Annotated in this window: 28 protein-coding genes and 1 pseudogene; 9 read left to right on the forward strand and 20 right to left on the reverse strand. The window is 59.5% G+C overall.

What is annotated here, in order from left to right; translation table 11 throughout:
* Window positions 1–3: 3 nt before the first annotated feature.
* The 19 genes from AB7E06_RS16425 to AB7E06_RS16515 form a co-directional block, all read right to left on the reverse strand.
* The gene (locus tag AB7E06_RS16425; protein WP_427957665.1) at window positions 4–375 is read right to left on the reverse strand and encodes a hypothetical protein; all 372 of its coding nucleotides are present in this window, start codon (window positions 373–375) and stop codon (window positions 4–6) included.
* The gene (locus AB7E06_RS16430) at window positions 372–1769 is read right to left on the reverse strand and encodes an integrating conjugative element protein (RefSeq protein WP_427957667.1); all 1398 of its coding nucleotides are present in this window, start codon (window positions 1767–1769) and stop codon (window positions 372–374) included. Before AB7E06_RS16430 ends, AB7E06_RS16425 begins: the two co-directional genes overlap by 4 nt.
* 10 nt (window positions 1770–1779) lie before the next feature.
* On the reverse strand, window positions 1780–2712 hold the full coding sequence (locus AB7E06_RS16435) for a TIGR03756 family integrating conjugative element protein (RefSeq protein WP_427957668.1): 933 nt from the start codon (window positions 2710–2712) through the stop codon (window positions 1780–1782).
* Window positions 2709–3134 carry a TIGR03757 family integrating conjugative element protein gene (locus AB7E06_RS16440; RefSeq protein ID WP_427957670.1) on the reverse strand — a complete coding sequence of 142 codons (426 nt, stop codon included), beginning with the start codon at window positions 3132–3134 and terminating at the stop codon, window positions 2709–2711. The genes AB7E06_RS16435 and AB7E06_RS16440 overlap by 4 nt, the downstream gene beginning before the upstream one ends.
* 239 nt (window positions 3135–3373) lie before the next feature.
* Window positions 3374–3586 carry a hypothetical protein gene (locus AB7E06_RS16445; protein ID WP_427957672.1) on the reverse strand — a complete coding sequence of 71 codons (213 nt, stop codon included), beginning with the start codon at window positions 3584–3586 and terminating at the stop codon, window positions 3374–3376.
* A 155-nt stretch (window positions 3587–3741) separates the two neighbouring features.
* The gene (locus AB7E06_RS16450; protein WP_427957674.1) at window positions 3742–4233 is read right to left on the reverse strand and encodes a GNAT family N-acetyltransferase; all 492 of its coding nucleotides are present in this window, start codon (window positions 4231–4233) and stop codon (window positions 3742–3744) included.
* Window positions 4233–4523 carry a DUF1778 domain-containing protein gene (locus AB7E06_RS16455; protein ID WP_134587219.1) on the reverse strand — a complete coding sequence of 97 codons (291 nt, stop codon included), beginning with the start codon at window positions 4521–4523 and terminating at the stop codon, window positions 4233–4235. Before AB7E06_RS16455 ends, AB7E06_RS16450 begins: the two co-directional genes overlap by 1 nt.
* A gap of 53 nt (window positions 4524–4576) precedes the next feature.
* On the reverse strand, window positions 4577–5071 hold the full coding sequence (locus AB7E06_RS16460; protein WP_427957676.1) for a hypothetical protein: 495 nt from the start codon (window positions 5069–5071) through the stop codon (window positions 4577–4579).
* A gap of 350 nt (window positions 5072–5421) precedes the next feature.
* Window positions 5422–5916 carry a RadC family protein gene (gene radC / locus AB7E06_RS16465; protein WP_134587222.1) on the reverse strand — a complete coding sequence of 165 codons (495 nt, stop codon included), beginning with the start codon at window positions 5914–5916 and terminating at the stop codon, window positions 5422–5424.
* Window positions 5917–6080: 164 nt separating this feature from the next.
* On the reverse strand, window positions 6081–6866 hold the full coding sequence (locus AB7E06_RS16470) for a DsbA family protein (protein WP_427957677.1): 786 nt from the start codon (window positions 6864–6866) through the stop codon (window positions 6081–6083).
* Window positions 6867–6879: 13 nt separating this feature from the next.
* Window positions 6880–9765, reverse strand: coding sequence for a conjugative transfer ATPase (locus AB7E06_RS16475; protein ID WP_427957679.1), 2886 nt, complete (start codon window positions 9763–9765; stop codon window positions 6880–6882).
* Window positions 9765–10205, reverse strand: coding sequence for a TIGR03751 family conjugal transfer lipoprotein (locus AB7E06_RS16480; protein WP_427957681.1), 441 nt, complete (start codon window positions 10203–10205; stop codon window positions 9765–9767). Before AB7E06_RS16480 ends, AB7E06_RS16475 begins: the two co-directional genes overlap by 1 nt.
* Complete coding sequence (locus AB7E06_RS16485; protein ID WP_427957683.1) at window positions 10186–11598, reverse strand: TIGR03752 family integrating conjugative element protein; 1413 nt, start codon at window positions 11596–11598, stop codon at window positions 10186–10188. Before AB7E06_RS16485 ends, AB7E06_RS16480 begins: the two co-directional genes overlap by 20 nt.
* Complete coding sequence (locus AB7E06_RS16490) at window positions 11588–12517, reverse strand: TIGR03749 family integrating conjugative element protein (RefSeq protein WP_427957685.1); 930 nt, start codon at window positions 12515–12517, stop codon at window positions 11588–11590. Before AB7E06_RS16490 ends, AB7E06_RS16485 begins: the two co-directional genes overlap by 11 nt.
* Window positions 12514–13203 carry a PFL_4703 family integrating conjugative element protein gene (locus tag AB7E06_RS16495; protein ID WP_427957687.1) on the reverse strand — a complete coding sequence of 230 codons (690 nt, stop codon included), beginning with the start codon at window positions 13201–13203 and terminating at the stop codon, window positions 12514–12516. Before AB7E06_RS16495 ends, AB7E06_RS16490 begins: the two co-directional genes overlap by 4 nt.
* Window positions 13200–13598 (reverse strand): TIGR03750 family conjugal transfer protein, encoded by a 399-nt coding sequence (locus AB7E06_RS16500; protein ID WP_427957689.1) that lies wholly within the window; start codon window positions 13596–13598, stop codon window positions 13200–13202. Before AB7E06_RS16500 ends, AB7E06_RS16495 begins: the two co-directional genes overlap by 4 nt.
* Before the next feature lie 13 nt (window positions 13599–13611).
* A complete protein-coding gene (locus AB7E06_RS16505; RefSeq protein WP_427957691.1) occupies window positions 13612–13971 on the reverse strand; it encodes a TIGR03745 family integrating conjugative element membrane protein in 360 nt (119 codons plus the stop codon).
* Between the two features lie 16 nt (window positions 13972–13987).
* On the reverse strand, window positions 13988–14221 hold the full coding sequence (locus AB7E06_RS16510; RefSeq protein WP_427957693.1) for a TIGR03758 family integrating conjugative element protein: 234 nt from the start codon (window positions 14219–14221) through the stop codon (window positions 13988–13990).
* Window positions 14218–14592, reverse strand: a complete 375-nt coding sequence (locus AB7E06_RS16515; RefSeq protein ID WP_427957695.1) for an RAQPRD family integrative conjugative element protein — start codon at window positions 14590–14592, stop codon at window positions 14218–14220. The genes AB7E06_RS16510 and AB7E06_RS16515 overlap by 4 nt, the downstream gene beginning before the upstream one ends.
* 498 nt (window positions 14593–15090) lie before the next feature.
* Here AB7E06_RS16515 and AB7E06_RS16520 point away from each other — a divergent pair, with 498 nt between their 5' ends.
* On the forward strand, window positions 15091–16380 hold the full coding sequence (locus AB7E06_RS16520; RefSeq protein WP_427957697.1) for a Fic family protein: 1290 nt from the start codon (window positions 15091–15093) through the stop codon (window positions 16378–16380).
* A 63-nt stretch (window positions 16381–16443) separates the two neighbouring features.
* Here AB7E06_RS16520 and AB7E06_RS16525 read toward each other — a convergent pair.
* A pseudogene (locus tag AB7E06_RS16525) lies at window positions 16444–16926 on the reverse strand (TIGR03747 family integrating conjugative element membrane protein); the annotation flags it as partial.
* 235 nt (window positions 16927–17161) lie between these two features.
* On the opposite strand from AB7E06_RS16525, the gene AB7E06_RS16530 reads away from it, so the two are divergent.
* From AB7E06_RS16530 to AB7E06_RS16565, 8 genes are all read left to right on the forward strand, one after another.
* On the forward strand, window positions 17162–17629 hold the full coding sequence (locus AB7E06_RS16530; protein ID WP_427957699.1) for a helix-turn-helix domain-containing protein: 468 nt from the start codon (window positions 17162–17164) through the stop codon (window positions 17627–17629).
* Window positions 17626–18201: a PIN domain-containing protein gene (locus AB7E06_RS16535; protein WP_427957700.1), complete on the forward strand. Its 576-nt coding sequence runs from the start codon at window positions 17626–17628 to the stop codon at window positions 18199–18201. Before AB7E06_RS16530 ends, AB7E06_RS16535 begins: the two co-directional genes overlap by 4 nt.
* A gap of 17 nt (window positions 18202–18218) precedes the next feature.
* The gene (locus AB7E06_RS16540; RefSeq protein WP_427957702.1) at window positions 18219–19133 is read left to right on the forward strand and encodes an AAA family ATPase; all 915 of its coding nucleotides are present in this window, start codon (window positions 18219–18221) and stop codon (window positions 19131–19133) included.
* Entirely contained in the window at window positions 19130–19600 is a 471-nt protein-coding gene (locus AB7E06_RS16545; protein WP_427957704.1) for a hypothetical protein, read from the forward strand. The genes AB7E06_RS16540 and AB7E06_RS16545 overlap by 4 nt, the downstream gene beginning before the upstream one ends.
* Window positions 19597–20097, forward strand: a complete 501-nt coding sequence (locus tag AB7E06_RS16550) for an HORMA domain containing protein (protein ID WP_427957706.1) — start codon at window positions 19597–19599, stop codon at window positions 20095–20097. Before AB7E06_RS16545 ends, AB7E06_RS16550 begins: the two co-directional genes overlap by 4 nt.
* Window positions 20097–20999: a CBASS oligonucleotide cyclase gene (locus AB7E06_RS16555; RefSeq protein WP_427957707.1), complete on the forward strand. Its 903-nt coding sequence runs from the start codon at window positions 20097–20099 to the stop codon at window positions 20997–20999. Before AB7E06_RS16550 ends, AB7E06_RS16555 begins: the two co-directional genes overlap by 1 nt.
* Window positions 21000–21033: 34 nt before the next feature.
* Window positions 21034–21759, forward strand: coding sequence for a CBASS effector endonuclease NucC (gene nucC, locus AB7E06_RS16560; RefSeq protein WP_427957709.1), 726 nt, complete (start codon window positions 21034–21036; stop codon window positions 21757–21759).
* Window positions 21760–21960: 201 nt separating this feature from the next.
* Window positions 21961–23010 carry a DUF3800 domain-containing protein gene (locus tag AB7E06_RS16565; RefSeq protein WP_427957711.1) on the forward strand — a complete coding sequence of 350 codons (1050 nt, stop codon included), beginning with the start codon at window positions 21961–21963 and terminating at the stop codon, window positions 23008–23010.
* Window positions 23011–23023: the final 13 nt, after the last annotated feature.

The raw sequence follows: 23023 nt of genomic DNA on the forward strand, positions 1-23023 counted from the left end.
CCCTCAAGCGGCCTGCATCAACAGACTGGCTTCCAGTGCGACGATGGCGACGACGCCGGCGACCTCGGTGCGGATCAGCCGGCGCCGCGCCAGCCCATCTGTTGCGTTTTGGTCTTCGCGAGCCAGCAACCGACGGTGCATCCAGAGCCATCCATAAGCTGTTGCCGCGTACACGCACAGCCGCCAGATGAAGAAGTACGCTGCGGAGGCCGTCAGCCACCGCTCCCAGGCTGCAACACTGCCGACCAGGTAAATGCCGGCGACGTTGGCCCCCAAGGCGGCGGCAACAATCAGCACAAGCCACAGCAGGGTTTTCGCTGCGCGCCGACTGAACAACCAGCGTGATCGCAGCCGGTTTGAGCGTATCGGGTTCATGGGGTGCCTCCTGGATTGCCATTGTGCAATTGATTGAGGCGGTCGGGCACTGGGTCGCCCTCGTAGATGCCGCGGGAGCCCGCCGCTCGTACGCCATGGCGCTGGATGATCGCCATTGGCGAGTTGTTCGCCAGCTCGCGGCGCAGCTCCAATTCCGTTTTAAGGTTGCGGATCTCGTGATCGAGTGTGTCGCTCTCCTTGTTCACAGCGTCCACAGCCAGCTCGTTGGCCGCGACGTTGGGCTCCTTCTTACCCGTGAGCAGTGTGCGCTGCAGGAGTAGTGCCTTCTCCAGCACGGACGCCAGCGCGACCTCGGATGCCAGGCGCTGCGACAGCAGGTGCTGGTCGGGCTCGTCGCGCAGCGCCTCGATCACGCCGCGCGTGATCGGCAGCGATGCACTGCCGGCTTCGCGCAAGTTCTCCGGCGTCGTGTTCTTCGCCGTGGAGACGAGATCCTGAAGCGCCTGTAGCTTGGTTTCGTATTCTTCCTGGATCAGAGGGGTGAGGCCGACGCCAGGCACTGTCTCGGTTTTTGTGCAGGAATCGCATGTGCGCTGCTCTCGCTCTCCAAGCACTCGCGTGGCCCAATCGACCGCTTGTTGCGGCGAGGTCCAGGTCTGGCACGATAGACTCGCGCAACTGGCTGTCGAGATTGAGGATGTGTCAGTTACCCCACGCCCATTGACCAAGTTATAGCCTGCACGAGTGACGTCACCAACCACGCGGATGGCTGGCTGGCCCGCGCCACCGGCATTGTTGCCGCCCACCCAGGGTACACCGTCGTTGCCCCGGCGACTCTCGGCCTGTTCGATGGCTGATACTGCATCGGCGCTTGCAACCGCGTCGCGCAGTGCCATGCCTTCGGCCATCTGGCTCCATCCAAGCTGGCCACCCGCCACGTCGGCCATCTTCTCGGCCATGGCTCGGCAGGTCAGCTTGGAGCGGTCAAAATCCAGGCGAGCTTGCAGCACGCCATTGGTAAGCAGGTTGTAGAGGCCGGGATCAGCACGCTGGATGATGAGGGCAGGTAGAGACGCAACGGCGCTGGTGGCGCTTTGGATTACGTTGCTCATGATCTGCTGAAAGCCGTTGGTGATGCCGTTGAGTTGATTACGCAGTGTGGTCTGAATGCTCATGTCGCCGCAGATCAGATTGCTGTTCCAGCCCACGCCGACCCCGATTGAGCGCATCCCCGCTGCACGTCCCATTGACACCGCGCTGCCGCCGCCGATCGAGTACATCACGTCATCTCCTATCACGCTGCCACTTGACTGGAAACCGCCGCTCTGGGCCCAGGCCCAGCCACTGGTCATGGCAAGCGCACCGACCAATACGACGGCACGCAAGGAGCATTTGGCGAGATGTGGGTGATTGGAGCTGTCAGGACGCTTCATAATGGTGTTCTCAGTTGAAATCCACGCTGCCGAGGAAGGTCTGCCCGCGGCGCTGGCAGCAGCTGTACGGGCGCCAGAGCGCCCAGGCGTAATCACCCTGTTGCGCTTGTGGTAGTGACTCGGCATGTGGAAATACAGTGCAGGTATTTGAAAGGCGTGGCGTCAGTTGCTGCCACTTGCCCGAGTTGGCATCGCCCTCAATTAGCTCACCAGCCGGCCAGTAGCCATCGCGTGCATTAGCTAGCAGTGGCTGATACACATGCAGTTGTCCGCGGCGGGTTACGATGTCACCAGCTCGCTGCGCGATCACCGCCCCGGACTTGTAGTCGTCGGTCTGATGCAGGAAGCCGCCGCGCGGGTAGACGTTACCCCAGAGGTTCATTCCGGCGCGGGTGCCGATCTCGCGCATGCCGGGAATGAGTGATTCGGGATACACAGATTCGGGCACGTTGTAGCGCCAGGCCAGCGTGTCGAGCGTGCTGAGCAGGTTTGGAGTAAATGCGGTGCCCGCTCCTTCGCAGATGTAGCCGGATGCCGAAGCAAACTGACGGAACACCTGGCCGCCTGGATGGCCGATGACGTCGGCGTTCTTGAACTTCGCCAGGTTGTTCTCATGATCGTCGTTGGTTGTCCCGTCTCCGCCAGCCTGCGCTGTGGAGTTCGGTGTGCTCATTAGCCGCACCTCGACCCAGGGGTTTTGCCCTGTGTTGCTGTAGCTCGATACTACGGCGTCGGGAATGTAGTGGCGCACCTTAATCGACGTACGCACAGTACATCCGCCCCAGGAGCAGTACAGCCAGTAACAGATCCCCGTAACGCGGTATTCGAGGCAGTCCGGCGACAAGGTAGAGGAGATGATGGTTGCGGTGTTGAGGGCGAAGCTCGCCGTAGTGCCGCATAGCAGTGCAGCGGCGGCGCCGAGACGTAGGCAACGGGAGATCATGGCCGCCCCTCCCGGTGCTGCTCGATGCGAGCCAGCGCCCGGTTGAGCTCGTTTTCCCCATAGACGATGTAGCGTTGATCGACGATTACCGCCGGGATGCTGGTGATGCCGAGGCTCCAGGCATCGGTCACGCCTTGGTAGGCCTCACGCAGTTGCTGTTGCAGTGCGTGGCCGCGTTCGTTCAATCGGCGTTGGACGAGCACTGCGGCCTGTTGAGGATCGTCTGGCAATTGGGCTGACAGTTCTGCCTCAATGGTCTGTGCCGCATCAAGTTGAATGATGCGATCCGCCGCTTGGGCACCGGCCACAGGGTGGTGAGCGTCTGTCACGACCCAGATCTCCACAGCGGCCACGTTGCCGGTGATTAGCAGTAAGGCCGACAGGGCCAGCATTGGGCCAAGGTAGCTAAGGAAGGCAGGCATGGGGCTCGCGTCTCAGGATGAATGACCCTGATAGTCGAACCTAAGGTGCAGGCATGCACCACGAACAATGCGACTTTGCGTGATCCCTATTCTCGTGGTGCAATCCTTCGAGAGGCGTTGCGAGTGACGATCACGGTAACAACGCTAGGCCGCTTACACGACGGCCTAGAGGTTACCGGGCATGGTGACAGCGATGTGATGCTTGGCGAGACCCCTCGGGCGTCTATCTCGTGCCTTGCCTAGCGTGCGTCGAATTCAGTTGAGGCATCGCGCTCAAGCGCCGTCTTCATTGCGGCAAATAGTCCACCCACCGATGTGCTCAGATAGTCGAGATAGCTCTCGTTGGCCAGTGTCTTGGCGACGGTGATCGAGTCGATAAAGCGACTCATTTGCGCCATGAATTCCCGACTTTTTACGATTTCAGGTAGTTGTGCGATCGTCTGGTCAAGCAAGCCAGGATAGTTCCTCACTCCGTAGTCCCCGATCTTTGCAATCACCAATTCTGGGACAAGTTTGGCTCCGCGAGTGGCCAGCCAGGCTAGATCCCAAATATCGCGATGCCGAATCGTCGCCGAGTCAACCCCGACCGGCTTGTGACTTGGACCCGCTACAGGCTGGCTTTCAGGTCGGCCAGCGTGGTCATCAAGGTCATGGGGTCGAGCGCGGACGGCTCGAAGCCGATGCGTTCGTAGAACGCCTTGGCTTCTGGCGAGAGCGCGTGTACAAGCATGCCGCGAATGCCAATGGCGTCCGCAGCCTGGATGACACGGCGACCAGCGTCTTGCACCAGCGCTCTGCCAAAACCCTGGCCCTGCAGCGATTGATCGACGGCCAGCCTGCCAAGCACCACCACTGGGATCGGGTCTGGCATGTTGCGGCGAAAGCGACCGGAGGCCTCGGCACTGATGACCGCGCTCGATGCCAGTGCGTAGTAGGCCAGTACGCGCTTATCTTCGCAGACGACAAAGGTTCTGGATGCGCCCGTAGTCTGGTTCTTCAGGGCACGGCGCTTGAGCCACTGATCCAGGCTGTCAACGCCGGAAGAAAAGGACTGGATGTCGTGATGCGCGGCCAGCGGCTGCGGCGCTGAAAGCGGCATCACTTTTCCCAGGGAGCGGGTGTGCGCATGGTCTTGCGCAGACGCTCGTTCGGTTGCGGCGGCATGTCCAGACGGGCCAGGAAGGCAGCGTAAGCCTCCTGGTCAACAGCAATGATGGACTGGTCGAGCAACGCTTCCTCGGCCGCCGCACGCGCGGCTTCCAGCACGAAATCCGTGCGGTTTTTGCCCCGTACCTTGGCTGCGCGATCAATCAAGCTGCGTTCTTCAGGTTTGATACGCAGGTTCAGTGTTTCGCGCTTGCCTGGCGTGATGTTCAATGTAGTAGACATGGCCCAATCTCCTGTGATTGAGCACATTTTAGCACCGCGTACTGTCAATGTCATTACGCTTTCTGAGTGGGAATTGGCTGAGTGGCGTTGCGCATGGCACGCATGCGGCGCACCTCCCGCTGCTTCAAGACCTTGCCGGCCTCACCACGCCACAAGGGATCGACCAGTCGTCCGCTCAGGGCTTCTTCGCAATCGCACAACCGATCCAGTGCGCTGAAGGAGTCCAGATTGTCCTGACTCAGGATTTCATCACGAAGACGCACACACCGCGCATGCACCAGCTTGGCCTCACCAGGGGTTTGCACAGGCGGGCACCAGTCCACGACCCGGCTCAGTACCAGTCCACACAGAACTAAGCGGCCATCCTCGTCGCTGAGTTCAACAAAATGAGGAACGAACACGCTGGCGTCCGTCAACTGAGGCTGATCGACACATTGCCGGGCGAACTCTTCTACCAGTTCGATGCAGTCCTCGATCTTACGCGCACCGCGCAACGCAATATTGCGCCATGCCGGCTCGATTGGGTGGGGAACTGTATCGGTCTTCACCAGGATGCCGGTGCAGATCAACGAATGCAGGCGTGGCAGTTTTCCGAATTGTACAACGGCAGTGTTTTTGTGTTTCCTGGTGCGCTGGCGGCGTGATTGGATACTGGCACTCATCGTTGCGTACTCCCGAAAGTTGGTCAAAACCCATGGTCAACCACTGATGAGGACTTTCCCATCAACAATGCGCAACGCGATCACCCGCATATCTGTTTGCCAGCATGGTATGGAGTGGCCACAAACAACTCCTCGGAAAAGAAAACGCGCAGGACGCCCCCTGTGCCTGGGCACTCGGGACGATCCTGCGCGGGATGAGATAGCCGTGCTCGGATGGGCACGGCGGGGAAACGTCGCTACAACAGGCCGTATTCAGCAAACGAATACGGCTCGCCCTGGCCGACGATGATGTGATCCAGCACTCGTACGTCGATGAGCGCCAATGCATCTTTCAATCGCTGGGTCATGCTGCGATCCGCGCTCGATGGTTCAGTAGAGCCTGATGGGTGCTGGTGTGCCAAAACTGCAGCTGCGGCGTTCAGTTCCAAGGCACGCTGTACGACAACACGCGGATAGACCGCAGCCGAATCAATCGTGCCTCTGAACATAGGCTCATAGGCCAGGACTTCGTGACTGACATTCATGAACACGATGGCGAATACCTCGTTCGGCTCAGCGACGAGCTTCAGGCGTAAGTAATCCTTGACGGCTTGTGGCCGATCCATGCACGGACCACGTTTGAAAACCCGCTGCTCCAGCAGTGCGATAGCTTGTTGGATGATCCAGTCATCGGTTTGGGATGCAACGGCGGAAATCGACCCCAGGCAGGAATCGTTGACGACAAGAGACATGGCGAACCTCCAGAAGAAATCGGAAAGCACGCCCCCAGTGAGGGCGAGCCCTCCTGGGTTGGGAACGGAACAAGGTGCATCCACCACCGCGCTGCGGTGATTGTTCGCGGCCAGGATGCGAAGCGAACGGGTAACAGTCAGCACGGCAAGCCGTGCCGTAGCCTTTAAGACTGCGGGCTACCTGGGATGTCGCCAACATCGTCGGCAGGCATTTCGGGGATGGGTGCGTCTGGTGTCGTATCAGCTTCGCCTGCGGCCAGCATGTCCATGGCCGACAGCAACAAATCGCCTTCGATCGGCCCCTTCAGCAGGATGGACTGAGCGGTCTGGCGGTCGTGCAGACGCACTGAGGGCGTGCCGCTCACGCCGCTGCGCATGGCTTGCTCGGCCTGGGCGCGAATGACGGCATCGGGCCGCTCGCTTGCCAGGCACTGTTCGATGGCTGGTGTCAGGCCGGGATAGCGCAGGCCATCGGGCAGCCCCTGGCCGTCACCGCGTGTATTTGCATAGACCCACTCGACGGCTTGCCAGAATGCCGTGTGCCCAGCCGACTCAGCGGCGCATTCAGCCAGACGCGCCTCGGCGGACGCTGCTGGTTCGTGTGCGGTCAGTGGCAAGTGGTGCCAGTGCAGCGTTACATCCGTGTTATCGCCCACCCAGCGCTTGATCTGCGGGAAGTAGGCGCGGCAAAACGGACATTCGAGGTCGGCATAAAGGGTCAGCGTGAAACGGCTCTTTGGATTGCCCGTTTGCCAGGGCGGCCCATCCACCAGTACCTCGGCCGTCGGCACGGCTGGTCGTGGCGAAAACTCGCCAGGCGAGCGGGACATAAGCCAGATCAGCAGTAAAGTGACCAGTCCGACTGTCAGGACCCATAGCCAGCGCCGTTGGCGGTGTGGGCGGCGGCAGGTCTCGACCTGCAGTGGGATGGAAAGGCGCTTGTGCTTCATGCTGTTCTCCGGGCTACTGCGGCAGGTTTAGGATTGGCGTCTCGATGCCGCGTACCCGATCGATTTTCTCGGCTACCTTGAACGCCGCTTCCAGTTCGGTGCAGCCATGCTGTTGCATGAGTTGGTAGCGCTCGGCTTTCTCTTCCGGTTCCGTTTGTGCAAGTGCGAGATACAAACTCGGTGGCACAGCGCGGAAAAGGACTTCCATGCTTTTTGATAGGATGACCCCCTCGGTGAACTTTCCCGCCTCTTTGCGGGCTGAGAGCATCAGTGCCTTCTGCGCTGGACTTAGTTCTCGGAAACGTGCAATCTTCTCTACCTCATCTGGTGGCATGGACAGGCATATCCACCATTCGATCATATTGAGCATTGGCTCTGCTGCTCGTGGTAGATCGTCGATGTTCTGCGTCGCAAGCCAGAACCATGCGCCGAGTTTGCGCCACATCTTGGTGATCTTGACCACGTACGGTGCAAGCAGAGGGTTCTTCGTGATGATGTGACCTTCGTCGGTGACGTTAATGATCGGGCGCCCTAGAAACTGATCTCGCTCGGCGATATTATTCACGGTGCTGATCAAGCTGATGTAGGCGATCGAGAGCTGCGCGTTGTAGCCTTCGCGGGCGTATGTCGCCAGATCGACCAGAGTGATGTCAGCCTCGGGCCAAGGTGTGCCGTCACGGTCGAACATTTCGCCGTCTGTGCCTTGGCAGAACATGTCCATCGCGTCCGCCATCTCCAACAGCCGGACACGGCGCGTCTCGGGCAGAGTAGGGTCCTGGCCGCGGGTGCGCAGCGCGTTGCGCACGTCGCGTGTGAGCACTGTGCGTTTCTCGGCTACGCAGTGTTCGGCGGCATCTAGGATGCACTGACGGATCAGAGACCGGTCAGCTCGCGTCATGCGGGCTTCCTCTTTATCTTCGCCGCCTGTGATCATCAGGCGGGCTGTGATCTCCAGCTCTCCTAAAACGTCTCGTTGTTCATCAGCCTCCATGGCCGAAGCATCCGAAGACGGCTCCTCGTCCAACGCATCAGCATCAAGCGTTCGTACGTCGCTAGGGGTTTCGATCAGCCGGCGCGCGTCAGCAAATGGAGCCAGGCTGATGCCCGAGCCAGGAGATAGCCTGACACGGTTCACGGTCAGGCCTAAGCGCTTGGCGAAGTCGCTGAACAAACCGAAGCTGTTGCCGGCTTCCACGATGAAGAGCCGCGGGCGGTAGATTGCCGTGACTTGGTTCAAAAGGTTGTTGAGCGTGGCGGACTTGCCTGAGCCCGTGGGTCCGAACAGGAACAGATGGGCGTTCATCTGCCGGTCCAGACGATTAAGTGGGTCAAAAGTAATCACGCCGCCGCCGCGGTTGAACATCGTGATGCCGGGGTGTCCCGTACCCTGAGCGCGGCCCCACACCGGTGACACGTTCGCTGCATGCTGAGCAAACATCAGTTGGGTGTACCAGTTTCGCCGATCCTGCGCGGGGTTGTAGCAGCATGGCAACCAGCGCAGGTAGCTGTTGAGTGGAGCTACTTCATCTTCTTCTCGAACAGGCTGTAACCCAGCATTGAGCATCACGTTGGATAGATCAAGGCCACGCCGGTCAAGTTCAGCCTCGTCGCGTCCGCGCAGATAAAATGCCATCGTCCCACGGTATAGCTTGTGTGCGCTGCCGATGAGTGAGCGTGCTTCTTGGACGTCCTTGAGCGTTTGTTCTGATGCTAGCGTTTCGCCCACTGCCTTCTTCGCCAGATGGTTCAGGTGCGCTTCGAGCGTGTCCTGGGGTGTTACCACTAGCGTCAGACACATGGTTGTGTCCTCGGGCATCTGATCGAAAAGTGTATTGATCGCATCGCCCTTACGGGTTTCCCCGGTTAGATGGCCTGTGCTGGGCGGCGTACGAAGGCGGTCTGTGACAAGGACGCGGTGTGGCATGTCGTCAAAGTACCAGGCACCGTGCACAGCATCGGAGCGTGGCTGGCCGAAGAACAGTCTCTGGCTGAAATCTCGTCCGCTGGCCAGTTCAATTTCTCCGCCCTCTACCTCATCTGGGTAGCGCGTCAACGCATAGAAGCGTTCCCGGCTCTCAGCTCCGGGCCCAAGTAGTGTTGGTCGGGGGTTGAACCACCGCAGCAGCCAGTCATGAATGTCTGCTGCAACCATGCGCTGTGTCTGGATGCCAGCGTTTGCCAGGCCGCCGCACAAGCGGTCGCAGACGATGTTCAGCATCTGCTCGGGAGTCTGCCCGCGGCGGTTCGCCTGCCCGGCTGCACGGCGATAGACGACCATCCGCACACGTCGCATCTGGCCGCGCCAGCGTAGTCGTGTAACTACCGTGTCCTCGAACAGACCTCCAGGCTTGGCCACAGCACGTAGGTGGTGGTCGAAGAACCGAAGGTAGAACTCGGTGAAGGCGGTATCCCGGGCGCGTGCCTGCACGTATTCACGCAACTTCTGCATGTACTGGACAAAGCTGGTTTCGTCCTGGGCGTAGAGCTGAAGCACCCAGGGGTTTTCGTCAAGTTCGTCGAAGCTATCTTGCAGAGCGTTTTCCAAGGCGTCACGGGCTTGCGCAAGCCAGTCCGCCTCGCGGCCCTCGGTACCCAGCGGCACCAGCTCGAAAAACGCCGCTACCGATTGTCCGTCTTCCAGCAACATGGAATTTGACTGCGGCAGAAACTCAACCCATGGCAGTAACTCCACAAAGGACGGCGCGACGCGGTACAGCGCCTGCTCGTCGGCTAATGTCACCGGCGTGCGGACTTGGGCTGCCGTGCCAGGCTCTGGGATTCCGGCTTGGCGCAAGGTATCGACATGCTGTTGCCAGGCATCAGGTTGATCGTGAGTGCTGAAGTCGGATGGAGTCTGCTTTGACGCAGAGGCCTTCGACCATGGGAGTGTCCATCGCATCAATAGTCCTCCACGCGTTCACCCGGCATGGCGTACTGGATGCGCTGGTACAGGGGGAATACTGTTGTGTAGCCGGGTACAGGAACGGGGTCCGTGCCCGCCAAGTGCGGGTACACGTACATAACAAGATCGGGGTTCGGTAGTCTGTGGAACTGGCTATGGATCTCGTTGCGTGCGGTGCGCGTGTAACTTATCTGCTCGGCAGACGCGGCCTGCACGTCGGCCTCGGTCAGCGGCCGGCGCAGGCTCTGGCGGGCATCGAGCAACCGCTGGCGTGCCGCCTGGCCGGAGCTCCCACCGCCATCGCCGGCGTTCTGTTGCCAGATGTCCATCATTGTGCTATCGCCGTGGGGCAGCAGCTTTTCCTTGTTGGTGGCGCAGCCGCCGAGGAGTACGACGGCAAGGGCCAGCGCCAGGCCCTTATTCAAGTTCGAGAGCATGGGCTTCTCCTGCGCGGTAATCGACCTTGCGGCCTTCGGGATCGAAGTCGATGGCGAGCGGTTTTTCGAGGTGGACGGCGACCTTCGCGCCGGGCTTGACATAGATGGCCGCGAACGCCTGCCCGTACAGCTTGTTCACCCAGTCCGCCATGTCGCGCACGCCACCGGCCAAGATGCGGCCCACGGCTTCGTTGCCTGAGATGCCGACGCTGCCGATGGAGCCGTCGGCGCCCACGTAGGACATCTGGCCGCTGTCGCTGTCGATCAGCGAGGCCACGCCGGCACCGGCTGCGGTGATCAGGGCCTGCGAGCCGAGGTATTGCTGGGCGTTGCTGCGCCGCTCACCGCTGACGCAAGGAATGCCGTACGGGTCGCTAATCCAGCCCAGGCCATCTCGCTGCTGGTTGTTCTGCTGGTTGCCGTCGCGGTCTTCGGGGATGGTACGGATAGTCCCATCGTGAAAGACGAAGGTGATACTGCGTACTTGACCGCGTACGCACGAGAGTGTCCAGTCGCCTGATGCAGTGCCGCTGAAGACAGCCCCGGCGACATCGGGAATGTCGATGCCATTGGCAGTGAGGTTGTCGGGACCGACCAATACCTTGAAGGGATAAGGATCGTTGACGGTTCCGTCGATCGGCACGCGGCCGATGAGTGCTGTCATCGCTACGGAGCCCATGAGCGTCGAATTGCTTGGCACGGTATAGACGGGCTTGGCGCTCTTGATGCCGGCGGCGCGTGCGCCGGCGTTTGCAACGGTTTCCGCCGTGGTTTCCAGTGCGCTTTGTGCAGGGCCGAAGCTCGTTGGGAAGCTCATGCCGCTGCCCGTGCCACGACTGCCGTTGCGGCCCTCGGCCTTCTTCGCGTCGTCCGGTTCGACCCACCGCATGCCGCCTTCCATTCCGGCCTCGTCGCCGTCGCGTAGGCCCAAGCCCACAGGAAGATCAGCATGGCCGCCGCCACCGATGCTGTCCAGGCGCCGTTGAAGGTCGGCGAGTAGCCCTTCGGTTTGTTGGCGCGCATTGGCTGCTTCCTCTTGGTCGCGACGTAGGTTGGAGCGCTCGGTTTCCAGCGCAGAGCTGATGCGTTGATCGATTGAGGATTCTCGCTGGCGCAGGCGCTGGTTCTCCTCACGTTGCGACCTGTTGTCCGAGAGTGCGGTTTGAAGCTCGGTACGCAGTTGCTTCACTTGGGCGACGAGCGTCGCCACGGTATCGCGGGGGGTGTCACCCTCGATGCCCAACGCTTTCATTTCCTCAGGGCTGAGTTGGGCGCTGGCATCCGTGATATCTGGTGCCGACGCGCCTGTCCCGGATAACAATCGGATAGCGACAAACACGACGGTCAGCGCCACGGGGATCATCAGCCACTTGAGCAAGCCGTTACTGCGCATGGCGGGCCTCCTTGACGTCGCCGGCTTCCGCTTCCGATTGTGGCAGATGCGCGGTCGGGTCGAAGCGGTTGATCGCTGGCAGCAGCGACTGCGCCAGCCCGCGTCCGCGCGTTACCAGATATAAGACTGTCGTGTCCTCGGGTGTTCCGCGCGGTCCGAGTGTTCCGTGCTGGAAGGTCGCTGTGAGGAAGTCACCTTGCAGGACGCGCGGGTCCAGTGTGACCCAGTCGGCACCGGTGTTGGTCAGGCGCACGGCAGAGACCCACTGATCTTCCAGACGCCACGACGCGAGCGCGAGCGCGCGAACTGGTAGCGTTGGCATTAGCGTGGTCAGATCTATGTCGCGGCGCAGATTGACTCGCATGACGCCGGGCAGTGGCTCCACGGTGCGTAGCGGCGCGTAGAGGTTCTGCGCGGCAAAGCGCGTTAGCACGACCGGCACTGGCGTTTCGCGCCGCACTGCCCGTGTACCTGCTGGGGTTTGGGCTCGTGTTGCGGCCTCGTTGGTACCATTGGGCTGATCGCCGTAGCGCGTCGAGGAGCCGTTTCCCTCGATGATGCGCACAGGCTCCAGTTCGGTTTCGCCCTCCTTGGCAGGTTCAGCGGCAATGTCCAGCAAAATTAGCGTGCCTGTGTCTGCGTCTTGCAGTTGTAGCCTAGTCGGCTCAATCGCTTCACTTGCGCGCAGATACACCGCACCGCCAGCGCTTTGTACCCGAAGTCGTTCTCCAATGCTGGCTGGCACACCTACGCGAACGTTCCGGTCAATGAACACGATTCGCTCCTGACCCACTTTCAACGGCACCGCGAGCGGGACGCGTTCCCAGCGAAGGATTTCTACCGCCTGGGATGCGGGGGATATAACCACTGTGGCAGTCACGGCCAGCAGACCCAGCAACGTGAGTACAGGGTGCTTCATGGGGTTTCTCCTTGGGGCACTTGCGGAACCAAGCCCCCTGAGGCTGGTCGCGTCGGCTCTGGGACGCTGATGCGTTGGGGAGCGCTCTCGTAACAGTCAAGTGCCAGACCGAATGGGTTACGCGCTGGATCGACATCCACGCGTGTAACTTTGATGGGGTAGCGCACCAGCGCGCGCTTGACCTGCTCGGCGCCGTAGTATTCGTCAGCGCTGATGTCCAGCGTCACCACCCAGTCGCGGTCGGAGATCACGCGCACGCGCGCAGTAGGGTTGTCGCCGTATCCGCGGCCAGGGATTTCATAAATTCCGCGCACGCGCTGCCTTAGCTCACCCGTGCTGCGCCGATAGTCATAGTCGGCTCGTAGGAAGGCCTGGCAGGATGGCGTGAGATACGGGGAGAGCGTATGGAGGTTGCGCGCGTAGTCTTCTTCGCCATTCGTTGGCCAGCGATTTAGTTGCTGGAACGCATAGAACGTGAAGGCGTAGACTGATTCGGGTGGCACTTCCCACCACTTTCGCGTGCTTCCGGAGCGCAGGTCGGGCGGAACATGAATGGTGAGATCGCGTGGCGCGCTCCACCAGCCTCCACCCATGACCAGAGCGACGATCACTAGTGCACCAGCACCCAGGCGAAGCGTCTTGATGTGCGCCTTCAGATGGGTAATCTCGTTCTTGAAGCGGCTCATCGGGTACTCCTGCGCGTGGTCCAGAAACCCGAACGCGAGATCAAAACATGACCGCCCGCCCAGCCGGCCATCAGCGGATAGCGCGTGGCGATGCGCCACTGCAGTTGTCGGTAGAGCCAAGTGTCGGGCCTGCCGCGTTTGAGACGGCGAAGGAGGCCGCCTCCTACGAATACGCCCAGGGCCACGCCTAGGACAACGAAGGTCGGTGCGAGCGCGATCGTGCGGAATATCCAGGACAGCGGCGCACCGGCTAGCAGACCGGCGCCGCCGGACAGGCCGCAGCAAATCCACAGCTCGTCGGCGGTGAGACCGCGCACGACCACTGGATGTCGGTTGAGCCGATGCGGAAGGAAAGTCACTGTTCCATCGGCACGAACGTGCTGCTGCTCGGACATCTGTCGTCCTCGCTTACAGAATGCCGGTAGCTTCGGTGAGCAGCCAGATGCCGATCACAAGCAAAACGGCCCCGATGGCGACGGTCAGTCCGAACTGGCCCCAGGTCTTACGACCCGTATGGATTTCTGCATAGGTCCCGTAGGCGTGGTAGCAGACGCCGATAAACATGGACGCTACCACCAACAAGGCTACGAGCATCACAATGTCATAGCCGTAGTTCCTGATCGTTTCCATGATGCCGTTGCCGGTGCCGCGGGTCGGGTTTTCCAGCTGCGGCAAGCCTTGCGCAAACGACAGCGCGGGCAGCGCGGCGGCGCCTAGTGCCACAGCGGTGCGCTGGACGAGACGGGAAGTGAAGGTGCGATTTTGCATGGTCAGTCCTTTCAGGTCAGGAGAGGAGGAAGTAACTTAGGACGAGATACATCGCGGCAAAGCGGATGCAGACAGCAAGGAACTGGCGCCGGTTCAATTGGCTTTCGGACCATCCTACGTAGGCTGTTCTGATGGCCCAGACGCCCCAGACAAGTAGCACCGCGAACACGATGCCAATCAGTACGGTTGCCATTGCAGAAGGCGCGATGCCGCTGTTGGCTTGAAATGCTGAGACCTGGGTGCCGTTCATGGCTGGCCCTCTGTCAGTTCGATAGTGCTGGGTCGTTCAGTGCGGTAATCGCCAGCCAGCTCGGAGGGGTCGCGCGGCTGGGCACGGGAAGGGGTGAGGTGCGCTTGGATGCCGGCTTGCACGCGTGCTAGGTCAGCTAGCAGCCGCGGGTAATCGAAGTGGTAGCGCTCGCCCGGCTGGACGGGGGCACGCGCGGCGCTGTCGGCGACGGCACGCTCCAGGGCGTCGAGCTGGCGCAGCGCGGCGACCAGCTCCTGGCGCTGTGCGGGGGACTCGGCCAACGCCATCGGGTACTGACCCAGCAGCAGGGCCGTCACGAGAATAATGGGCACGCCGCGATGCGCGGCGCGCTGCCAGATCGGAGCCAACATCGTGCCATTCCTGTGTGATCAGCAATGGCTTGATCATGGAGGTCAGGGCGACTTCAGGCCGCAAACAATAGGAATCTGGCGGCGACTGGATTGATGACGCTATGCTCCCCGGAAGCGTCTGAATAGGTGGGAGCGCAGAGGTGAGGGTTGCGCTTTCAACACAATAACCTAATCATTGCGTAGCACAAAAACCTAAGATCGGTTAATCTCAATAACCTAATTTTAGTGACGCACAATAGCCTAACGAGGGTCTCCGTGGCCGTACCATCCGACAAACTTGCTACCGCCTTGGTCGCCCTCAAGCAGCTTCAGGATCAAGGCAGCGTTGCCATACGCAGCAGCCAGCTCAGCCGCATCAACAGGGAGCGGCTTCAGAGCAGCGGTTTCTTGCTGGAGGTGATGAAGGGCTGGTACATCCCCGCGCGCCCGGACGAAACGCAGGGTGAAAGCACAGCTTGGTATGCCTCCTTCTGGGCGTTCTGCAGCAGCTACCTGACCGTGCGATTCGGGTCTGATTGGTGCCTGGGGCCGGAGCAGTCCTTGAGCCTGCTGACCGGTGACTGGACCGTGCCTCGCCAACTCTTGATTCGCGCGCCCAAGGGCGGCAACAAACCGCTGCCGCTTCCGTACCAGACGTCCATCTTCGACATCCGTGCGGATATGCCTTCGGCCTCCGACATCGAAACCCGGGAGGGCGTGCGTATCTACACCCTTCCGGCTGCATTGGTGGCTGTTGGAGCAACTGCATTCCAGGCCCAGCCTGTGACGTTGCGCGCGGCCTTGGCCATGGTTCGAGATGCCTCGGATGTGCTGGGTCGCTTGCTTGAGGGCGGCCACAGCGTTGTCGCCGGGCGACTGGCGGGGGCGTTTCGCAGCATGGGTAGCGATCAGATCGCCGATGACATCGTCGGCGCCATGCGCGCTGCGGGTTATGCCATCAAGGAAACCAATCCGTTCACGGACTCGACTCCGCCCTTGCTCAGTCTGAAAGCCTCATCGCCCTACGTGAATCGGCTGGAGATGAGCTGGCAAGGCATGCGTGAGCAGGTGCTGGAGCATTTTCCCAGACCACCCATGACGCCCGTGGACAAGGACGTCTACCTGCGACGGGTCGATGAGGTCTACGTCACCGATGCATACCATTCGCTCTCCATCGAGGGCTACCGTGTCAGCACGGAGTTGATCGAGCGTGTGCGTTCCGGTTCCTGGAATCCTGATGACCGAGCGGTTGATCGGAGCCATCGAGACGCGCTGGCTGCGCGTGGCTATTGGCTCGCGTTCCAGCGGGTCAAGCAAAGTCTTGGCGCCATCCTGGATGGCCGCAATCCCGGTGAGGTCGTGCAAAAGGATCATGGCGCTTGGTACAGGGAACTGTTTGCGCCCAGTGTCACCGCGGGCATCTTGCAGCCGGGAGACTTGGCGGGTTATCGCAGCGGCCCGGTCTATATCCGCCGCTCCAAGCATGTTCCTCCGCGCCATGAGGCCGTGCGCGAACTGATGCCAACGTTCTTCCGGCTCCTTCAGCAAGAGCAGGACCCAGCCGTCCGGGTGGTGCTGGGACACTTCGTGTTCGTCAATATCCACCCCTATGTCGATGGCAACGGCCGCATGGGGCGCTTCATGATGAACGCCATGCTGGGGGCGGGCGGCTATCCGTGGACGGTGGTTCCGGTGGAGAGGCGCAGCGACTACATGGAGACGCTGGAGGCTGCCAGCGTCGAGGGCAATCTCGTTCCTTTCAGCCAACTCATCGGGCAATTGGTTGAACGTACACGTCGTCAAAAATAAAGTCTTGGTCAGGACGCGCGCCGAGATTGCGTGCATCGCAGGGGTTGTTGCCCGGATGGCTCATCACAGGTATTTCTTGAAACTGCCAGCGGTCAGGGATACCGCCAGCCCCAGCAATGCGGCGCTGGGTAGCAGGATCAGCAGTGGATGCATCGAGATCGGCAAAGCCAGGTACGTGACCCAGGGCAGCACGGCCAACGGCTTCAGGCTCGCCTTCGCTCGGTGGTAGATGAAGCTGGATTCCCGGCCTGCGCCGAACCGGCGCACCAGGCCGTCGATCAGTCCAACGAACGTGGCGGTGAAGATCAGCGGCAACGTGAGCACCAGAACCAGCAGGCGAACCAGGAACGTGAGCGTGGTGAAGGCAGCGGCAATCAGGTAGTTCTCGGCCCAGACATAGACCTGGCTGATGTAGTAGCGGAAGTTGCGCGTCTGCCCGTGGCTGGGTGCGCGGGCGCGCCCGGCGGTCTGGCTCATGCGCTCCAGCAACCCGGAGCGAACGAATACCCATTCGTAGCCGGTATCCACCAGTTTGTGCGCGGCGCGCTGCCAGATCGGAGCCAACATCGCGCCATTCCTGTGTGATCAGCAATGGCTTGATCATGGAGGTCAGGGTTGTTTTAGACCGTAAACAATAGGAACCGGCCCGTACCCTCAGTGAGCGGTTAGGAGGGGTCGCCCGCAAACGCAGGCAGCAGGGGAGGTCCGTTTCGTTTATTGCGGTTTTCGAATATTTCGAATACAATGATCTCTGCAACCTGTTTTTGCCTAGGAGATAGCCATGATCACTACTGCCCAATCCAAGATAGCCCTGCCTGCCGCGGGGGAGATGAAGGCAGCCGTGCAGGGGCAGCGTGCCTTGGCGGCCTACTTGGCAACGAAATTCGAGACACAGCACATCCAGATCTTCGATGACCGGAAGCAGGCGCACCAGGTGGAGTTACCTACCTCCGCGCTGCGATTGCTGGTGGACATCCTGGCCGAACTGGCCGATGGAAACGCCGTGAAGGTGGTGCCTGTCCATGCGGAGTTGACTACCCAGGAGGCGGCAGATCTGCTCAACGTGTCTCGCCCCCACTTGGTCAAACTACTCGAAGAGGGCGTATTGGCGTTTCATCGAACCGGCAAGCACCGTAGGGTGAGATTTGCCGACTTGATGCAGTACAAGGAAGTGCGTGAGCAAGCGAGCGAGCAAGCCATGGCCGAGCTCGCCCAGCAGTCACAAGAGTTAGGAATGGGGTACGAATGAGGCATTCCCCCTTCACAGCCGTTTATGATGCATGCGTCCTCTATCCTGCACCTCTGCGCGACTTCCTCATGTGGCTGGGCCTATCCGGTCGATTTCGGGCGCGATGGAGCCAGGCCATCCATGAGGAATGGAAGCGCAACCTGCTACTCAATCGTCCCGACCTCACTAGGGCACAGGTCGATCGGACATCGGAGTTGATGGATCGCGCTATCCCAGACGGCTTGGTTGAGGGCTACGAAGCATCGGTCGCAGGCCTGGAACGGCCAGACCCAGACGACCGCCATGTGCTGGCTGCAGCGATTCGCTGCGGGGCAAGCGTAATCGTGACGTTCAACGAGCGCGATTTCCCCGTAGAGATGCTTGCGCCCTACGGTATCGAATCACAGCATCCCGATGAGTTCGTGGACAACCTTTTGGACCTCGACGCAGCTGCGGTTGTGACGGCCGCACAGCGCCAGCGCGCTCAACTCAAGAATCCGCCAATGGATGTGGACCGATACCTCGAAATCTTGCTTCGCCAAGGTTTGGACCAAACCACCAAGGTGCTTACCACTTACCGAACCATTCTCTGACTTACCGAGAAACACGGATGACAAAGAATCCCCCGACAGACACCTCCCTGCCGAAAGGCATCCACCGAAACTGGAAGCTACCGGACGCCTCATTGGGCGCATTGTGGGATTCCATTGTGATGGACGAGGCGCGCAAGAAGCAGTTGCTTTCCCAGGCGATCGTCAATTTTACTGTGCGTCCCAAGGTCGAGCGCACAGTGCTGCCCCTGCATGGCGTGATATTGCTGGTGGGGCCGCCGGGAACAGGGAAGACCTCCTTGGCGCGGGGCTTGGCGCATCGCGTGGCTGAGTCTTTCCCTTCGGTGAAATTTCGCTTGCTCGAAGTCGAGCCACACACGCTGACCAGTTCCGCAATGGGCAAGACGCAGCGCGCTGTGGCAGACCTCTTCTCACAATCAATCGCTGAGTCCGCAGCCGTAGGGCCGACGATCGTGCTTCTGGATGAGGTCGAGACGCTCGCTGCTGATCGATCAAAGCTTAGCTTGGAAGCCAACCCGATCGATGTTCATCGTGCCACTGATGCTGTCCTGGTGCAGTTAGACATGCTCGCCGAGCAACACCCACATCTTCTGTTCGTGGCGACCAGTAACTTCCCGCAAGCGGTCGATAGCGCCTTCCTCTCGCGTTGCGACATGGTGATGGAGGTGCCTTTGCCAGATAAGAATGCATGCAAGCAGATTCTCGCTGACTGTCTGAAAGGGCTGGCCAAGACCTTCCCCAACATAGGCAAGCTCGCAGCCACCACCAAGTTCGACGCCTGCGCTGGCGAATGCGTGGGGCTGGATGGACGCGCTATTCGCAAGGTCGTAGCGAATGCCCTTGCAGCAGATCCCCAGGTTGCTATTGATCCAAATAAACTGTCCATTGAGCACCTGAGCGAGGCGATCGATCAGGCTAAAGAAGTGCGCATTCAAGGAGGAAAGCAACAATGACCACTGTCGTGAGCCGGACGTTCCGCGGTTCTCCGCATCGTGATGCGTTGGAAACCTGGGACGCCATCGTTGAACTGCTGACCCAGGGCAAAGACAGCACTGCCCGTAAAGAGCTCAAGGCCGTGGCAGGTGTCGCTGCCAGCCTGATCAGTGATCAATCTCCCAAAGGTGCACCTATCGTTGCAACCTGCGATGGGCCTCGCACACGGATCTACTGTCTCTTCGACGAAGATGCGATCGATGGCAGCGATGCCAGTGAGGATCCTCTGGGATTCGAGCCATTGAAGGGTGAGTGGGCAGTCTCGCTTCCATGCTCAAAGGAACAGCTTGCTTGGGTTCAGTCTGCGCTGAAGAAGCATAGCAGTCGTATTAGCGCGCGCGATTTGGAACAAGGGATTGCGACAGAGGAAAAAGCGATGGCCGGGCAGGCGCTTTCGCTCGACCTTGGAGGTTTCCTAAAGTCATGAGCACGGTCGCTACTTACTCATACACCCACTCGGTTACCTATGTCACCGACAACATTCTCAAGAGTCTCAAAGACATCATTCTCTTCAGCGGCCTAGATCCTGAGCATTTTGTTGACAGTTGGGCTAGTAACACCCGGGCCATCAAAACATGGCTTGGTACCGGTGACCTGCGTAGGGTCGTTCTGGAAATATACGATCCCTTCACGGACAAACTCATCATTCGTTGGGATATCGACATCGTTTACGGGTGGTCGGAGGGCGATGGTAGCTTCTGGACCGATACCGAGCAATTGAAGTACGCCATCAAGAAGGCTGGGCTGTTACCTTGGCAAGCTAAGTACAAAGTCATGCTCGACACCAGGCCTGGGCGCCCAGATGTTGAGGGCTGGGGCAATGGGAGCTACCGTTCTACAGAAGATATGGTCAAACAAAGCCTTGGCTCGACTGTCGAACATAGTGGCCTCGCGGGTCAGGCCGGATACTGGAGGCAACGCTGATGCTGTCTATTGAAGAAGCTTTTCGGAAATTCAAATCGCGCCTTGAGCTTAACGAGCGCGAGCAGAAGAATGCCTCGCAGCGTCAGAATGAGGTGCGCGACTACCTGCAGACGAAATTCGGGATTGCGCGTAGCTTCCTGACGGGGTCGTATGCGCGCTACACCAAGACCAAGCCGCTCAAGGATATTGATATCTTCTTCGTAATGAAGGATTCTGAGAAGCATTACCACGGCAAGGCGGCGACGGTTGTGTTGGACGATTTCTACCAAGCGCTGGTCGACAAGTATGGTGAGGCTGCTGTTCGCAAGCAGGCTCGATCGATCAATGTGGACTTTGGCATCCACATCGACGCCGAGGACAATACGGACTATCGCGTGGTGAGTGTGGATGCTGTGCCTGCATTCGACACCGGCACGGAGTACGAGATCCCGGATTCAGCCTCGGGCAAATGGATCAAGACGGACCCGGAAATCCACAAAGAAAAGGCGACCGCCGCACATCAGGCCTATGGCAATGAGTGGAAAGGCCTCGTGCGCATGGTGAAATATTGGAACAACAATCCCAAGCATGGCGATCAGAAGCCGGTCAAGCCGTCATTCCTGATCGAAGTCATGGCGCTGGAATGCCTGTACGGCGGTTGGGGCGGTTCTTTCGATCGCGAGATTCAGTCGTTCTTTGCAACGCTTGCCGACCGTGTCCATGACGAATGGCCCGATCCGGCAGGTATGGGCCCTGCAATTAGCAACGACATGGATGCCGCACGCAAACTGCGAGCGCAGGAGCTGTTGGCGCAGGCAAGCCGAGACGCGTCTATCGCCATCGACCATAGCCGTCGGGGCCGCAATCTGGAAGCACTTCGGGCCTGGCGCGCGCTATTTGGGCCGAAGTTCCCATTGTCCTGACTTCAAGGCACTACTACCAACTGAGGAAAAAAACATGTCTCAATGGTCGCTCTCCCAGCTTCTTTCGTCATTGCATGACGACATTCAGCAGCGCTTGTCCGTCGTACGCAGGAGTTTTGCGCACCCAGGTACCAAGGGTGATGCCAGTGAGAATGTTTGGATCAGCATGCTGGACACATATCTACCCAAGCGCTATCAAGCGGCCAAAGCGCATGTGGTAGATAGTCTGGGGAACTTCAGCCAGCAGATAGACGTGGTGGTGTTCGACCGGCAGTACTCGCCCTTCATTTTCACCTATGAAAACGAAACGATCATCCCCGCCGAAAGTGTGTACGCTGTGTTTGAAGCGAAGCAGACCGCAGATGCCGCTCTGGTCGCTTATGCCCAGGAAAAGGTAGCCAGCGTTCGTAAGCTGCATCGAACGAGCCTGCCGATCCCTCATGCTGGCGGGACTTATCCGGCGAAGCCTCTGATTCCCATACTTGGCGGTCTGCTGACCTTCGAGAGCGAATGGAGCCCTGCTTTGGGACCGTCGATGGACAAAGCGCTGAAAACCGATTTGGGTGACGGGCGCTTGGACATCGGATGTGTTGCTGCCCACGGGCACTTCTTTCACGACTCTGCTACAGGGAATTACAACTACGTCAACGAAAGCAAGCCCGCTACAGCGTTCTTGTTCAAGCTGATTGCGCAGCTTCAGTTCAGCGGAACGGTACCTATGATCGATGTTGAGGCCTACGGTCAATGGTTGACAAAGTGACCTTATCAATTACAAGCATATTTTGAAGCTGCCTGCCATCAGGCTCGCGGCCAACCCTAGCAAGGCGGGGCGGGGCAGTAAGACGTTTTATGGTGCGACTCCGTCAGTCGAGCACATCGTTGACCGCTTGAGCGAGTTGGAGCGGGAAATCTCGGTTTAGCCGACAGCATCGCTGTCGCCATTATTTCAGGGAGCAGTTAAATGGAGTGCTTTCGGATTGACGAAAGCGGCTACACCGGTTTCGACCTGTTGAATGCTGCGCAGCGCTTCCAAGGAGCGGCCGCGATCGCCATTGAGGATGACGATGCACGTTGTTTGATCCGGGAGCATTTTCCATCGCTTCAAGCCGCCGAACTCAAATACAGTGCTTTGGCTCGCCGTCCCGCCAATCACCCTCGCCTGTTGGCTCTACAACGTGATCTACTGACCCACTATAAATGTGTGACTTACGTTTGCGACAAGCGCTACCTCTTACTTCTGATGTATCTTGACTACGCGGTGGAGCCCTTCTACTACGAGCGCGGACACGATTTTTACGCCGATGGTCAGAACTACGCGCTGGCCTCACTCCTACACACGGCCGGCCCCACGCTCTTTGGCAAGAGTGCATTCGAGCGTTTACTAGCCTCGTTTCAGCGTGCCGTTAAGGAGAAGTCACCACAGGCTCTTGGCGCTCTGGTGCAGGCTGCTCGGAGTACCAATTGGCAAGCTTTGCCGGAAGCCTTGGGGCCACTGGCACAGTTTGCTGCGCCGGAGTGTTTGCAAGCTATCGCTACGCCCGGTGTCAGCACCGATGCTGCTTGGGTGGTGTTGCAGTCGCTTATAAGCCGCATGGAGGTTATGGCTGACAGCGCGTACCGCGTTGAGCACGATCAGTCCAAGAACCTGCGTACATACCACGACCTGCTGCAAAGATACATCGATCACGATGAGGAAATTACTTTCCGCCAGACTGAGATCGCGAATCTCACGTTTCCGCTTAAGCTCCAGTCAGTGATACTGGTGGATTCGAAGAGTAGCCCAGCGGTTCAGTTGGCTGACGTCATGATTGGTGCTGTCGTCGAGGCGATGAATACTCTCACTGGGCAACGCTCACGAGGCTTAGATGCGCTGGAAGTCATATCGCTGTACTCGCACGAACAACTGATCCATATGTTACCGTCGACTGATTTCGATCAGCAGAAGCGGTTTCGTCAGGGTACGCAGGCGTCAGAGGTCATTGATTATTTCGCTTCTCATTTCTACAAGTGAATGACGCGACCGT

This window comes from Alcaligenes sp. (genome assembly GCF_050255915.1).
GTDB lineage: Bacteria > Pseudomonadota > Gammaproteobacteria > Burkholderiales > Burkholderiaceae_B > Alcaligenes > Alcaligenes aquatilis.

Coding starts and splice junctions, on each gene's coding strand:
- AB7E06_RS16535 (WP_427957700.1), top strand. CDS start 17,626: ATGAGGCATTCCCCCTTCACAGCCGTTTATGATGCATGCGTCCTCTAT.
- AB7E06_RS16555 (WP_427957707.1), top strand. CDS start 20,097: ATGCTGTCTATTGAAGAAGCTTTTCGGAAATTCAAATCGCGCCTTGAG.
- AB7E06_RS16500 (WP_427957689.1), bottom strand. CDS start 13,598: ATGTCCGAGCAGCAGCACGTTCGTGCCGATGGAACAGTGACTTTCCTT.
- AB7E06_RS16495 (WP_427957687.1), bottom strand. CDS start 13,203: ATGAGCCGCTTCAAGAACGAGATTACCCATCTGAAGGCGCACATCAAG.
- nucC (WP_427957709.1), top strand. CDS start 21,034: ATGTCTCAATGGTCGCTCTCCCAGCTTCTTTCGTCATTGCATGACGAC.
- AB7E06_RS16550 (WP_427957706.1), top strand. CDS start 19,597: ATGAGCACGGTCGCTACTTACTCATACACCCACTCGGTTACCTATGTC.
- radC (WP_134587222.1), bottom strand. CDS start 5,916: ATGTCTCTTGTCGTCAACGATTCCTGCCTGGGGTCGATTTCCGCCGTT.
- AB7E06_RS16450 (WP_427957674.1), bottom strand. CDS start 4,233: ATGCCGCTTTCAGCGCCGCAGCCGCTGGCCGCGCATCACGACATCCAG.
- AB7E06_RS16505 (WP_427957691.1), bottom strand. CDS start 13,971: ATGCAAAATCGCACCTTCACTTCCCGTCTCGTCCAGCGCACCGCTGTG.
- AB7E06_RS16485 (WP_427957683.1), bottom strand. CDS start 11,598: ATGCGCAGTAACGGCTTGCTCAAGTGGCTGATGATCCCCGTGGCGCTG.
- AB7E06_RS16565 (WP_427957711.1), top strand. CDS start 21,961: ATGGAGTGCTTTCGGATTGACGAAAGCGGCTACACCGGTTTCGACCTG.
- AB7E06_RS16540 (WP_427957702.1), top strand. CDS start 18,219: ATGACAAAGAATCCCCCGACAGACACCTCCCTGCCGAAAGGCATCCAC.
- AB7E06_RS16490 (WP_427957685.1), bottom strand. CDS start 12,517: ATGAAGCACCCTGTACTCACGTTGCTGGGTCTGCTGGCCGTGACTGCC.
- AB7E06_RS16425 (WP_427957665.1), bottom strand. CDS start 375: ATGAACCCGATACGCTCAAACCGGCTGCGATCACGCTGGTTGTTCAGT.
- AB7E06_RS16530 (WP_427957699.1), top strand. CDS start 17,162: ATGATCACTACTGCCCAATCCAAGATAGCCCTGCCTGCCGCGGGGGAG.
- AB7E06_RS16435 (WP_427957668.1), bottom strand. CDS start 2,712: ATGATCTCCCGTTGCCTACGTCTCGGCGCCGCCGCTGCACTGCTATGC.
- AB7E06_RS16440 (WP_427957670.1), bottom strand. CDS start 3,134: ATGCCTGCCTTCCTTAGCTACCTTGGCCCAATGCTGGCCCTGTCGGCC.
- AB7E06_RS16480 (WP_427957681.1), bottom strand. CDS start 10,205: ATGCTCTCGAACTTGAATAAGGGCCTGGCGCTGGCCCTTGCCGTCGTA.
- AB7E06_RS16430 (WP_427957667.1), bottom strand. CDS start 1,769: ATGAAGCGTCCTGACAGCTCCAATCACCCACATCTCGCCAAATGCTCC.
- AB7E06_RS16455 (WP_134587219.1), bottom strand. CDS start 4,523: ATGTCTACTACATTGAACATCACGCCAGGCAAGCGCGAAACACTGAAC.
- AB7E06_RS16545 (WP_427957704.1), top strand. CDS start 19,130: ATGACCACTGTCGTGAGCCGGACGTTCCGCGGTTCTCCGCATCGTGAT.
- AB7E06_RS16515 (WP_427957695.1), bottom strand. CDS start 14,592: ATGTTGGCTCCGATCTGGCAGCGCGCCGCGCATCGCGGCGTGCCCATT.
- AB7E06_RS16475 (WP_427957679.1), bottom strand. CDS start 9,765: ATGCGATGGACACTCCCATGGTCGAAGGCCTCTGCGTCAAAGCAGACT.
- AB7E06_RS16470 (WP_427957677.1), bottom strand. CDS start 6,866: ATGAAGCACAAGCGCCTTTCCATCCCACTGCAGGTCGAGACCTGCCGC.
- AB7E06_RS16510 (WP_427957693.1), bottom strand. CDS start 14,221: ATGAACGGCACCCAGGTCTCAGCATTTCAAGCCAACAGCGGCATCGCG.